Here is a 13,610-nt window from a genome sequence, read left to right as displayed (position 1 = left end):
TAATAACTGCAATCCCTTTATGTCGCAAGAAGATAGGTGTATGTCGCCATTTCCGAAAATATATTAGCGAAATTGTCCATACCTTATAGTTGCAAGTCAAAAATTGAAAGATTAACTGGCTAATTTAAATATAATTTGAATGAAGTACTATTGTTTAGGATTAACTTAATATGACAACAACTATCTATCAAGCTGTTAAGGCTGGTGGGAACAGGGGCAGAATAGAAACACAGCAAATTGACAAAACGAGTGAACCAAAAAGTAGAATAGGCAAAATTTGCGCAAGAATAACGACAGTTTTCAGTAAATTACCATCTTTTAAGGCTTATCCTCCCAAGCCAAACAGTATTACACCTGCATCCAAAGGCTTAAAAGAACAGGTGATGAGCGCAAATATTCATTTTAATGGTAAATACACGAAAGATATAGCAGTCACGGGCACTGAATCTTCTGTGAACAGAGAAGACAAACTTGATGACACTTTTGTGGGTAGATGTAAAGAACATTTAAAGTGCACGGAAGATCTTGTATATCCAAATCGTGGCTTTGATGTAGATGGCATAGGTTATCCGCAGGCTTTAGTGTCAACCTTTACGAATTTTAGAACAAATGTAATTGAGCCTCTGATAGTTGAGGTGGGTGAGCTAATAGATCGTGCTGAAGGATTAGATGGGCCACTAATTGGGCAAGCACAATCCAACATATCGGAACTTGAAGAGGATATTAAATTTTTCTCAGGTTCTAATGATTCTGGCGAACCAGCATTAGAGAGATTTAAACAAAGCATTGGCCGCGCAAAGGATCTCTTAAGAAATTATGAAGCAATAGACGCGACTGTGTATATTGAAGAGGCCTTATAAGTCGATAAATAGATAGCGGTAGTCAAATGCTTCACCTCCCATTACCAAAAGTATTGGGAGGTTTTATTTTTGAGGGTAGGTTAATCAGAACTTCTTGATTTCGTTCACTGGCAGTAATTAGTCCACCGATTGTGATCAGGTACGATTTGTCAAAAATGGCCACCGGGGTCAGAATTGCGTCGACCGGGAAGATTGGGCTGTATTTTTTGTCGACTAGGGGCTTTAAGTATTTTGGGCAAGTTTGTACTGTTCATGGCGAATAGAATAATCTCGCCTCCCTGAATTAAGAGCTTGGGAGCCTCTGAATAACTCCGTGATACCTCTGGCATGCAAGAGCGGTTCACAATCAAGGCGCGGCTTCGCAGGAATGTCTAGACCTTTCAAGAAGTCGCAACGCGGAGTGTGCATCGCTCTGCAAGCCCCGAAGGGCGGGCCTTGAAGGCCACAACTGCTGCGTTGCAGCTCTTGCAAAGGGCTACGGCCATTCACGGCGAGCTGCGTCTAACATCTGCAGCCTTCAAGACCCGCAGAGGCATTACGGAGTTATTTAGAGGCTCCCTTGATTTTGTTCTTTCGATGTATTGTGCTTTTTGCATTGATCTGCTGGTTATTGATCCTGCTCCTGGCATACTAAATTCACCACCCGGAAGTTTCATAGGCTCTTGGTGACTGAGTGTTTCATTCCTCTTTTATGGCTCATTCCTGCGCCTTTTTTTACCTTTATGCGGCAGTAGATGTTCCCGATGACTCTTTCGGGTCCTCCATCCCCGAAATCTTTAGAAATTAATAAAATTATGCCCAAAAACTAAAGATGAGATATAGGTGAAATCTGATAATGCTGGCACCTCGTGAAATCTATAAGAGTTAATGAAAGTGACTGTTTCGTGCTTTAAGGCCATGACTATGGCAATGCTTCTATTTACCCTTGCAGGCTGTAGTGGCGGTGGGGCTAATAATGGCGATACTGACGGTGAAGATACCGCTGTAGCAGAGTCGCCTGCGGAAGATTCACCTGCAGAAGACCCACCTGCAGAAGACCCACCTGCAGAAGACCCACCTGCAGAAGACCCACCTGCAGAAGACCCACCCGCAGAAGACCCACCCGCAGAAGAGCCGCCCGCTGCCCCTGGAGCAGTTCAGGATTTCACTCTAAGCTTCGAGGCGACCAAGATTTTCCGCTTTGATTGGACCGATGCGGATGGGGCCACCCATTACCATTTGCTGGAAAATCCTGACGGGGTTTCCGGTTTCACACGTTTAGTCGAGGATATTCCCCAGGGTAGTGAGACCCTTGCGGTGCAAGTGCCGCTGCACGCCCGAACAAATGCGCAATATATTCTGCAAGCTTGTAACAAAGCGGGGGAGCAAGATCTTTGCACTGATTCAGACCCCCTTTCTGTGAACGACACCTTGGTGGAGAGCATTGGTTACTTTAAGGCCAGTAATACCGGCGCTGGCGATATCTTCGGAGTCTCGGTCGCTATCAGTGCTGATGGTCACACCCTGGCAGTAGGCGCTATCAGAGAGCAAAGCGATGCGGTCGGTATCAATGGCGACCAGGACAACGATGACGGCATCGGCCCAGCCGGTGCGGTCTATGTGTTTGTACGGGTAGATAATAGATGGGTACAAGAGGCCTATATCAAGGCCAGCAATAACAACAGAGGAAATTTTTTCGGTGTTGTCGCTCTAAGTGGAGACGGAAATACTTTAGCCGTTGGTGCACCCTCTGAGAGCAGTAACACAACAGGTATCAATGGCGATCAAGGTAATACTGATGCCACAAGTTCCGGTGCGGTTTATGTCTTTACACGTATAGATGGTAGCTGGACACAAGATGCATATATCAAAGCGAGTAATACAGGCTCCTTTGATAGTTTTGGTCGCTCTTTAAGTCTCAGTGATGACGGCCGCCTTCTTGCGGTAGGTGCACCTTATGAAGATAGTGATGCTACTGGTATCAATGGTGACCAAACTGATCCCACTGTTATTCTGACACTCCCTGGCGAAGGTGGTACTTTGCTGGTAGATGCTAATGGTGATGGTAATAATGAGGATCAGGGCACCAGTGATACTTCGGACTCAGGAGCGGTCTATGTTTTCTCCCATATAGATGGCACCTGGATACAGGAAGCGTATGTTAAGGCGAGCAATACTGGCGCCAATGATGAATTCGGAATTTCCGTCAGCCTGAGCGGCGATGGTTCTACGATGGCCGTTGGCGCGATTGGAGAGGGCAGTAGCGCTGTCGGTATTGATGGTGAGCAAAGTAATAATGATGCCCAACAGGCTGGCGCTTGCTATGTTTTCTCCCGTACAGATGGTGATTGGGCACAGCAGGCATATATCAAAGCCAGCAATACTGATTCAGAGGATTCTTTCGGTCAATCGGTTACCCTAAGCGATAGTGGTGATATTTTGGCCGTTGGTGCCAGCAGTGAAGACAGTAATGCAATAGGCACTGATGGCGACCAAAGCAATGATGAAGCCAAAGACTCTGGTGCTGCTTATGTCTTTACTCGCACAGATAATAAGTGGGCGCAGCAGGCCTATCTCAAGGCCAGTAATTCAGATGCCTCTGACGCTTTTGGTGAGTCTGTTAGCTTGACTGCCGATGGTCGAACGCTGGTAGTGGGGGCACCTAAAGAGGGCAGTAGCGCAAAGGGTATAGGGGGAGACCAAAATAATAACAGTGTCGAAAATGCTGGTGCAGCTTATGTGTTTACTCTGGTTGATGAGGCTTGGTTACAAAAAGCATATCTGAAAGCAAGTAATACTGATGCAAATGATAATTTTGGCTATTCCGCTAGCCTCAGTGCCGATGGCGATGCCCTGGTTATTGGGGCTCCCAATGAAAGCAGTAGCTCTACTGGTATTAATAGTGATCCGGACAACAATCAAGCTGAGATTTCTGGTGCGGTTTACATGTACTGATTGAAGCCTGGCATCCGCAAAAATCCCCCATCATATTTATTGGAATGGGGGATTTTCAGGGCTACTTGTGTAGCCAGCTGGCTTTTTTGAAATGGAGCTTACAAATGAACTCTGTATATTGACTCGCTGCACATCCTCATTGGCAAAATCATTACAGTAGCCCCCAGTCTTCCTAAAGGGCTCTCATAAAGTTGATGGTATTTTTCACATCCTCGTGATCCTGGTTCTTAAGAATCCAGTCTCCTAGCTTAGTACGTAATTCCAAAGCCTTGTCTGTTGATTGGTTTGTCGCTTTACATATAGCAGAAAATAAACAGTTTCCGTCCCCCTCCACATCAGCCAATACTAAAGAGTCGTTATTAAAAGATTTAGTAAGCTCTTTGGGATTGGAAGTGTTATTTGTTATCAGTTGGAAGTGGTCATCCTTCAGCAGTAGGTTAATCGCTTGTGAATCATCATTTTCATACTTTGTACCGAGCTGGTTGGCATAAGCTTTCTCTCCCTCGGAGGCTGAGACTACATTGATTGGGCGCTTTAGGTAGTGGGAGAGAAGTTCGGGAAAACAGTCAGCACTTTGCCCTGCCCAAGCGCCGTCCGTTTTAATATAACCCACTAGATTTTCAGTCCACTCTTTGTCAGTTAATCCAGAATTACCAAACCACTTCGTGTCAGATAATGGTGGCTGAACTTTTTTAGGTTCACCGAGACCTTTTGCTCTGTTAAGCGGTGCACTTTTACTGATTGACTCTGGTTGGGGGGCGGCGGAAGTTCTGTGACCATCTCCTAGTGCAATATGATTTAAAGCCTTGTAGGTATACATGAAAGCATTGTAGCCTTTCGCTTTCATTTTTGCGAAAAAGGTGGGCTTTATGCTTGTTTCGCTCAGGTTCGTTTTGCTCAGGTTCGGTCCTTGAACTTTCTTGATCGGCTTGACCGGTGGCATCTTAGGTAGTTTAAAATCGAATATAGCCACGGTAAAAAACTCCAGAAAATTGATTGTTCGAAATAAAGGATTATTCGTTTCGTTAGGCTATCTTTAGTTCGTCCCATCAAAAATATTTAGTTGGGAATCGTGGGTGAAAGTATCGAGGTGCTTAATCAGCGTATTTATACTTTAGACACTGCTTCTTCCATCTCTTGTATGCTAGCCCTGACAGCATCGATCTTTTGATCAGCACTTGGAAAGCTATCCTCGCTCATGGTTTGGGTAAGGTTCTCCATGAGGTTAATTAAGGCCTGTTTAAGGGGTTCTATTTGTATGGTGGAGCCTAGACTTTTGATAGCTTTCGAGGTGCCTACAGGAATATTTTTCATACCATTGTTATTGGAAGCATGAGAGTATTCTTGTAGTCTAGTATGTGTTTTTATGTTGGGCTGAGGTAGCTCCGTCGAAGCTTGCGTGCTGTGAACATTTTTGACTCCCTTAATAAAATTACAATTTTTGGTAGTAACTTTAGACATATTAAAAATTCTTAACCTGCTACATAAATTGGATATTGATGAAAACTGGTTGTTAAAGATATGGCACCTTGGTTTCAGTGGGTTGCAACAAAAAACACTTTCAAAATTACAAGTCGCAATTTGTAACTAAGGAGTCTCTGAGTAATTCCGTGATGCTTCTGGCCTGTAGAGAGATTCACAATCAAGACGCGGCATCGCAGGAATGTCTAGACCTTTGAAGAGGTCGCAACATAGAGTGTGAATTGCTCTGCAACCCCCGTAGGGCGGGCCTTAAAGGCTACATCTGCCGCGTTGCAGCTCTTGCAAAGGGCTAGGGCAATTAGCGTCGAACTGTGCTTAACCTCTGCAGCCTTCAATAACTGCAGAGGTATTGCGGAAGTATCCAGAGGCTCCCTTTTGCCAATAAACATCCTTACACTCTTAATTAAATAGCCATATTTTTATCTAAGAATAGCGGATTTAAAAGATAATTGCTTTAGGTTTTCACTTGTTTTTATGGTTATTGGTCATTTTTATTGTGAATTTATATATCTGTAAATTTATTATCATAAAGCAAGGAGTTTTATGTTTGTCAGGTTAGGGAGTCGAAGAGCAATTCTGATCAAATCAAGGGGGCACTGAATACTTGTGGAAGTTTAGCCCATCTAGAATGGGTTCCTTAATGCAATCTTGCAGCCTTGCAAATTCGGTCCTTTGTTTTTATATTTTGGTCAATTCTTCCGGGCGCCAAATTACCCTTGTAATATCGACGCCATTGATAAATACCAAACAGCTGAGCAGGGGGCATTATAGGCTGGAGTATATATGTAGGGTTCAAAGCCATCCCCATCAAGCCTCAACTATTACCCCAACTTGTACATCAATGAATCAGCGTAACGATCTGTGCTTGAGGCACCACAAGCCCCAAAGCGATTCCAGTGTTTTCTTGTCGGAAAATTTGAAAACCTATCGACAGGGAAGTTACTTTCATTGATTAAGAGTATGCCCAGAAATCATATTAACCGAAACTGGGCATGTAAATGCGAAAGGTATCTCCTTAACAAGGAGATTTCAGGGTAAAGGGGATCGGCCCATCTATTCTTCTCGCTGGGTTATTTTAAACCCGATGGTAAATCGTCATTTAAAACCGATGGTAGATCGTCATTTAAAACCGATGGTAGATCGTCATTTAAAACCGATGGTAAATCGTCATCCCCTCCCACCTTATAGCCCTCAATATCTGTATCTATGCCCAACCTACCAGTAGTAGCATCCAAATTTGAAGGTGTACTCTCCTTGTTCCCTGGCCTTGGAGGTAAGGGCGGCAAACCTAAATCATTCCCAGCATTTCGCTGATCACCAAACATATGGGGCTTTAGGGGGGGGATATTGCGATATGAAACTTTCTCAGGAACTTTGGGCGAAACGTACCCATTAATGTTAAGAATCTCATCGAAATCAAGATCCTTATAAATTTGGATATTATTTGGATCATCATCATCAGGGCAGGCTTCAGCAAATGGCTGATCAAATAGATCTTCACTCATACGTCTCTCTCCGGAGACGTGTCCGTCATTATCCTTCCCCGAAAGCTCTGCTAGAAAAGCGGGGCTACCTACGTTGTTACTCCCACTCCAAACCGTGCGATTACCTTCGCTATTAGTAGGTTTTACTTCATTCGGGCGTCTAATAAGGGACTTCACACTACTTGGTAACCCAAATTTTGAAAAAAAGATGGCTCTTAAACCGCTCCTTTTTTTTGAGACTTGCCCTTCTGAATTGTTTTCCTGAGCTCTCGAAATATCTTCACGCTTGGCGATAAACTTCGGCTCTTGACTGCTTGCCCCACTTACCGATCCCATCCTGTGCTCTCCTATTGAACCGTTAACAAAATACTTGGTAACTCAATTGCCACACTATTTATTTAAATATAAAAATCATTTCAAATTCATTCATTTAAATCTTAATTCTTTCAAATAATAAAATCTTTTAATTTTGGCTTAAACTTTTTAGAAAATGCAGGGTATGAGTAAACATGGCTAGTAATTTTTAAAGTATTGTCTTTTGGTTGGCCTGCGTACCACTTAATGACTGGAAGGTTGCGAATAAAAGCCCCGCAGCCTTCAAGAAAGGATAAATAGGAGCGAAGTATATCTGCTTACCGGTAAATCCAGCAAGCGGGGTGATTTAATATCTTCCAGGTATAAGTACTGATTCAGAGTACTAGGAACCCTTGGATAATTCCGTAGTATCCTTGCAGCTCTTGCAAAGGGCTAAAGCCATTCTCGGTGAGCTGCACCTAACCTCTGCAGCCTTCAGTTAAGACCCACAGAGGCATCGCGGAATTATTCGGAGGTTCCTTTGGGTGGTTCTAAAAAGACCTCTTATTGTTTTTACGCGTCTCCCTGCTTGACTGAACCATTAAAAATTTTAATAGCAAAACTATGGATAACTTTATCTTCATGATTTGTAACTCCCTTATGAATATCTTTAACAAAGGCGGCATATTCCTTGAAAAGGGAAGTTACTGCCTGTTTGAATTCTGTTTCACGTTGAGTTGTTAGTGGTGCTCCATCTTTTCTCTCTTTAATATAACCGCACACTTCTGAAGTCAAAGTGTTTATCTTGTCCCTCTTTGAATCACTGAGATAAGATTCAGACATATGATGATATTTTGAGTGTTTTCTAACAATATGATGTTTCCAAGCTTCAAGGCTCTTACTAAGGGTGTCTAAACCTGCACTATCATTACGCGTAAAGGCTTCGGTTTTTCTGTTGCAGTATTCATCTATCAAATCATCAAGTTTAATATTTTCTTCAGCTCTCGTTACACCCAGCACCCTCACGAAATCTTTTAAGAATTTTAAAGAGTCTTTAATCTTCCACTGAGTATCTATGCGTTCAGATCTGTGAATTAACTGCCAGGCCTTGCCCAAAAGGCTGTCTTCATCATAATAAGATTTTAAAAAGTACACTAAATCTGTTTTGCTCTTTATAAAATTAGTAGGGCTCAGTTCTATCTCTCTTAAAGTTAAAGGGCTAGGTCTACTAGGCTTTTGCAGTTCTACTTTTTCAGCTAATGGTAGATATAGCAGTGGATTTTCTTCTATTTCTGCTGTAGGAGTATGATCCTTATTGAAAGTAGATTCAGAAATAGTAGTCGCTATGGGTGTAGGGACTTCGTCGGCCCTAAGTTCATTACGTGTTGTATGAAGATATTCTGTTTCGGTATTTGCGCGAGAACTATTCATACGGCTACTTATCTCTACAGGAGCATCGTTCATCTTCTTAAGTAAATTTTTAGAGTCACGCACAAGCCTATTTATAGTGGGGTTTTTATCGATTGCGTCTATTTGCGCATTACTGAGGGTAGATTTTTTAGATGTATTGGGGCGATGCCGGCTCTCATTATTTTTTGTGGCGTCGCTAGCCGCCGCGCTAGAATTTGATCCTATTCTTTTACACATAGGTGAAACCATATCAGTTAATAAGAAGTATTTTTTAGAATATTCTTCTCTTGTATCTAAGTCTTAAAAATATAGGTTTTTGTTTTTAGGAAAATGTATAAATGATTGGGGGCAACTTAGTACTCTTCGCGCCAAAGTGAAACACCCATTTCCCTATACCAAGCAGTGTTTGGGTGCGGCAAAGTGCGTTACGAGGAGCTAGCCAAAAACATTCAGCGTTTATACTTGCTTGCTGGTTTTACAAGCTTAATGATAGGAAAAAAATATCTCTTTACTTAGGGGAGTATGCCCGAAATCCGTATTGATCGGATATTGACCGTAAAAATGTGAAAGGTATGCCTATGAAAGTTTAGCTTTAGGTTAAAATATGCTCAATTTTTCAGTGCTTTCATAGCTTGCTTGCTAATAACTGTTTGGAGGAAAATCCAGTTGCTCTAGGGGTGCAAGAGGGTTGTAGGCCGCTCAAAAAGCCAGATTCGAAGTGGCGATAATTTATTGACTGTCGACCATGCAGATTGTGTGAGTAGAGTGACCGACCCTTGTTAAGTGTAGGGTAAGAGCAGTGAATGCTGAATTCATTTCCAGAAGTCTTTTGATCGATATCTGTACATATATGGAATTCAGCATATATCTAGTTTCACATGTAACTATATTGATGTAGGTGCCTTTAGCCCATGCCAATTTCATGCTTGCTTGATATATATCAAATTTCACCAAAAAATCTTGATTGAAAAAAATTCAAACGGTGGTTTAAACGGTAATCGTATTTAATAGCACTCTGTCCATTTAGGGGGCGTCGAATACTCGATAAGGTCGGAGTCGGTAGTGATAAATTCTGCAGAGCAATATTCTATCCTTTCAGTTTCTCAGGGGATTTTAGGCTTCTCCTTTGCTTATGGGAAGTCGTAAAGTTCATATAATGGGCATATATTCATCTACTGTAAGCAGATTAAACCCTTTTTACTCTATTACTTATTGTGCAATGAAACACAAAGTTTTGCGCTCGATGACAAAAGCCTTGTAATACATTTGTAACATGGTGCCAATTGAAATGCTGTAGATCAAGATTACGTAGTTAACAATCTGCTTAAAAAAGCCTGAAATCAAAAAAAACCAGTGAGAAATCTAAAGCGATAAGTTCAGAGGTACGTAATATAGGCGCTAGCTAAGCTGGCAATTGATAGCTGATAAAGCGCTCCTCTGACAGGGTTCAGAGCTATAAAGCTTAACGGATATCTACGTTTACAGATCATGCTGAATAATCGCATTGGTTAAATAAAAAAGGACAATGGTATGGCTGATAGTCTAGTAACTATAAAATCAAGCATCCCCAACAGTGATTTGCCGAACAATCCTTTGACGAAAAACAACGTCAAATCGGCTGCGGATTTGGCTGAGTCTGATCAATGGATGTTTGGGTCCTCCAAATTACGTTTAGATACAAATGGAAAGGTGAGGGCTGCCACAACAGCAGAGATTCTAGATGAGACGAGAAACTCTCCATCAGCGATGGTCGAAATACTCTCAACTGGAGCGGACTTGTTGCGCTTTGATGCGAATGGCTATTACCAGGAAGATGTTGATGCAATTGCAGCATTGCATGCCCAATCGGACAAAACCCCCGAAGAAATTGCGAATGATGTTCAGCATGCCACGGTAGCTTTGCGCAATAAGATGAGGGAAGACATTAAATACGGTGTATTTACCGTTAATGATTCTGGTCAGGTGTTCCACAAAGGAGTAGAGATTCCGCCGGAAAGTGTTGGCTTTGAACTCAATGCACTACTGATAGAGTCACTTACTAACAAAGTCTCAGAACTCACTGCACTAAAAAGTCAGATTGTATCTGTCGACGGGTGGCTTCAGGAGGCACTTGCTGAAAGTGGAGAAGATGAAATAACAGCCACCTATGAGTTCATGCAAAGGATATATGTTGAAGAAAAACGGACATGGGCGAATGGAACACAGGTTCCGGGGGCTGGTGATTGGAAGCAATCAGAAATAAAAATGGCATCGGAGTCGATGTGTTTCTACAAAGTAGCAGATGGCAGAACTGATTTTGATGAATTTGCTCTCGACAACTTTCCAGAAATATTCGATAACTTACACACCGATAGACCCGGTGAAGCCTTGATGGATGGACTATGGTACGACTATGAGCAGTTGATGTCCGATTCAGATTTAAATCTACCAGCCTGGTGGACTGAAGGAGAAGGCGCAGAATTTTTTTCTAGTGATATGATAAGAGGTGAGGATTTATTAGCCGAGGCAAATATTGCCAATAAAAACCTTTACTGGGAGACGAGGGATGACGGCCTAGCTGGTGGATATAAGTATCGATGCTGGGTGCAGACCATGACCTTTGATAGACGAACACTAAATTCCACCTCATTTTCGGTAGCTAAAGAAAATATCAATTCGCGAGTGTCAACTCTGTCAACTTTAACTGAACAGCTCGGCACAAACATGACTGTTGATAACACCAGATTCAACAACCTGATAGAGGCAATGAACAACTACAATAAATCCGTACTGGATTCCTTGAAGAGATTTTCTGTAATTTAACACTTATTGGTAATAGTATTTTTAGAGTGAAATAAAGTGTCTTTTAAAGATGACCCAAAAAAAGCAATAAAATTTGATACAGAAGTGGCACTACAACGCTGCCAGCACGTATTAAATGAGGCAAAGAGCGCGCTAAATTATAGTGACCTCCTGGAGGCAGGATTAACACGTTCGCTGGGCTGCTCCCGCCATCAATGGGTTCAGAGAATACGGGATACTTATGGCGAGCCAGGTCTTGACGAGAAGTTTAGAGCAAGAAAGTTAGTGGAAGAGTATATCTATAAGGAAAAGTCTGGATCAACAACATCAAAGAAGAGAAACTTTTTTGTAACTAATCCAGTATAAGTGGGGAAGGAAGATGTTACGAAGGAGTGAAGTTCCATCCGTGTTAGGCGAAATATCCGAGAAAGATTGGAATAATTTTTTGGAGCAGGGTGGAACTCTGGCAGATTTGCTTGATATGAAGCCTGAAGAGCTTAAAACAATGTATGCCCTGGCTTATCAAAAATATCAAAACTGTAACTACCAAGAGGCACTGCCTCTCTTTCAGCTTCTGTGCCAATGCAATCATATGGAGTCTAAGTATTTGCTAGGACTTGGAGCCACTAGACAGGCTTTATCTCAGTTTGAGCTAGCTGGTGAGGCATATAGTTTAGCTGCAATTGTGAATCCATTCGATCCAAGACCGTCATTCCATGCGGCTGAATGTCATTTGGCACTAGAGAATTGGATGCAGGCAGGCAGCGGTTTTGAAATGACAATGTTGAGGTGTGAAGGTAAGCCTGAGTTTGAAACCTTGAATAAAAAGGCTATGAGCAAATTTTCTTCTGTGAAGGAGAAGTTAGGGATAGAAGATAGCATTGAGGAGAAAAATAGTGATAGTAAATAGCATACAACAAAAAGTTCTCACAAATGACAGTCACAGCGCTGGTGTTCAGGATTTGTCACAGCAGAGCTTAGAGATTGCTCAGCGTGAAAAGTTTAAGATGGAAATGGGCAGTTTAGCACCTGTTGCAAGAAGTGCTGTAGCAGGCAATGCCCAACGTGTTGAACTGGATATGCCAGAAACAGATGAGAACATGGGCAGTTTTTATTCAACATTAACCGATGCGCTATCAAGATTAGCGGGGCTGATGGGAGATATGGCGGATACCGTCCAGTTCGAACTCCAGTTTAAGCGGCAGGAAATAAAGAAAATTCTTGAGGATAAGCTGAGAGATATCCAAGAAAATGCCGAGCTTGAACAGGAGCGAAAGAAAAACGAAGAAGAACTGGCAAAGCAAAAGAAAATACAAAAAATATGCGGGGCTGTTTGCAATTTCTTCATGGGTGCTGCAGAAATGGTTGCTGGTGCCTGTATGGTTGTGGCAGGAGCAGTCAGCCTAAACCCAGCCATGATAGCTGGAGGTGTTTGTTTAGCAGCTGCGGGGGCAGTTGAAGTCGCTGAAGGGGCGGTAAGACTAGCTAATGGTAGCGAAGAGATGATTTCTCGCCTCTCAAACGCTTCTACAGGGCTACTGGTTGCAGGTGTTGCTTTTGTAACATTTGGCGCAGCTGCACCGGCAGCTGGTGCTATGGTTGGTGCCAAAAAGGGTGTAAAAAAGGGTGTTGAGGAAGGTGTTGAATCAGTAGTTGAAAAGGGCGTGAAAGAAGGGGCTGAAAAAGGCGCGAAAGAGATAACAGAAAAAGCAAGTAAAGAAGGTGCTGAAAAAGGCGCGGAAGAAGTTGCGGAAGATGTTGCGAAAGACACCACCAAGGAGGCCTCCCAAAAAATAGCAAAGAAATTTGTGGATAGAGGGCTAAAAACAGCAGCTACATCGGGTTCTGTTGCCGTCGCTGGAAATGGAGCGAAAGAAATTTATACCTCCATAAAACAGAATGATTATGATAAGCGAGAGGCGGAACTGGATAATGAAATAAAAGCTTTGCAAGCTCGTTTGGAGGCTGTTGAGGCGAAGCAAGAATTTATTAATAAGCTTGTTCAACTATTACAGGAGCAATGGACAAGGGCAATTATTAGCCCGGTTCAGGATGCGGTAAAAGTTCTAAATAATGCAATTCAAGATCGCGCTGGTGTTAACATGCGGATTTCTGCCAGTCATGGTGTTTGAGAAATTAAAAGTGCGTACCATGTGGGATTTTTAAGTTGATTCATAGACTCAGTAAAATGTGAAATTAGGTAACAAACAGATTAGCCAAGTGTTCCTGTAACCCTAAGTAAGATCCACTGCTCATGCTTTACTCCCCTCTTGGAGAAAGTAATAGACCAGTGGTTAAATGATAAATTGTGGGTTTGTTAACCCAGTGATTACAGTTTAAATATATGTTTCTTTTCAGGCTTGCA

At 42.4% G+C, this 13,610-nt stretch carries 11 protein-coding genes; 6 read left to right on the top strand and 5 right to left on the bottom strand.

Annotated features, from left to right (window positions below; all coding sequences use genetic code 11):
* Nucleotides 1-170: 170 nt before the first annotated feature.
* The gene (locus tag ACJJIZ_RS14210) at nt 171-860 is read left to right on the top strand and encodes a hypothetical protein (RefSeq protein ID WP_444913855.1); all 690 of its coding nucleotides are present in this window, start codon (nt 171-173) and stop codon (nt 858-860) included.
* Between the two features lie 867 nt (nt 861-1,727).
* Complete coding sequence (locus ACJJIZ_RS14205) at nt 1,728-3,794, top strand: histidine kinase (RefSeq protein WP_444913854.1); 2,067 nt, start codon at nt 1,728-1,730, stop codon at nt 3,792-3,794.
* Between the two features lie 172 nt (nt 3,795-3,966).
* Here ACJJIZ_RS14205 and ACJJIZ_RS14200 read toward each other — a convergent pair whose 3' ends face one another.
* The 5 genes from ACJJIZ_RS14200 to ACJJIZ_RS14180 form a co-directional block, all read right to left on the bottom strand.
* On the bottom strand, nt 3,967-4,767 hold the full coding sequence (locus ACJJIZ_RS14200; RefSeq protein WP_444913853.1) for an OTU domain-containing protein: 801 nt from the start codon (nt 4,765-4,767) through the stop codon (nt 3,967-3,969).
* Between the two features lie 134 nt (nt 4,768-4,901).
* The gene (locus ACJJIZ_RS14195; RefSeq protein WP_444913852.1) at nt 4,902-5,255 is read right to left on the bottom strand and encodes a hypothetical protein; all 354 of its coding nucleotides are present in this window, start codon (nt 5,253-5,255) and stop codon (nt 4,902-4,904) included.
* Between the two features lie 206 nt (nt 5,256-5,461).
* A complete protein-coding gene (locus tag ACJJIZ_RS14190; protein ID WP_444913851.1) occupies nt 5,462-5,665 on the bottom strand; it encodes a hypothetical protein in 204 nt (67 codons plus the stop codon).
* A gap of 681 nt (nt 5,666-6,346) precedes the next feature.
* A complete protein-coding gene (locus ACJJIZ_RS14185; protein ID WP_444913850.1) occupies nt 6,347-7,096 on the bottom strand; it encodes a hypothetical protein in 750 nt (249 codons plus the stop codon).
* A 531-nt stretch (nt 7,097-7,627) separates the two neighbouring features.
* Entirely contained in the window at nt 7,628-8,701 is a 1,074-nt protein-coding gene (locus tag ACJJIZ_RS14180) for a hypothetical protein (protein WP_444913849.1), read from the bottom strand.
* Between the two features lie 1,293 nt (nt 8,702-9,994).
* Between ACJJIZ_RS14180 and ACJJIZ_RS14175 the strand changes: the two genes are divergently transcribed.
* Genes ACJJIZ_RS14175 through sctE form a run of 4 tightly spaced genes read left to right on the top strand, consistent with a single transcriptional unit; the run spans nt 9,995 to nt 13,377 of the window.
* Complete coding sequence (locus tag ACJJIZ_RS14175) at nt 9,995-11,266, top strand: hypothetical protein (protein ID WP_444913848.1); 1,272 nt, start codon at nt 9,995-9,997, stop codon at nt 11,264-11,266.
* 36 nt (nt 11,267-11,302) lie between these two features.
* A complete protein-coding gene (locus ACJJIZ_RS14170; RefSeq protein WP_444913847.1) occupies nt 11,303-11,611 on the top strand; it encodes a hypothetical protein in 309 nt (102 codons plus the stop codon).
* A 40-nt stretch (nt 11,612-11,651) separates the two neighbouring features.
* Nucleotides 11,652-12,155: a SycD/LcrH family type III secretion system chaperone gene (locus tag ACJJIZ_RS14165; protein ID WP_444913846.1), complete on the top strand. Its 504-nt coding sequence runs from the start codon at nt 11,652-11,654 to the stop codon at nt 12,153-12,155.
* Nucleotides 12,142-13,377, top strand: coding sequence for a type III secretion system translocon subunit SseC family protein (gene sctE, locus ACJJIZ_RS14160; RefSeq protein ID WP_444913845.1), 1,236 nt, complete (start codon nt 12,142-12,144; stop codon nt 13,375-13,377). The genes ACJJIZ_RS14165 and sctE overlap by 14 nt, the downstream gene beginning before the upstream one ends.
* The last annotated feature ends 233 nt before the right edge of the window (nt 13,378-13,610 follow it).

This window comes from Microbulbifer maximicatervae (SeqCode), from assembly GCF_052467225.1.
This window is presented reverse-complemented; position numbering and strand designations above follow the sequence as displayed.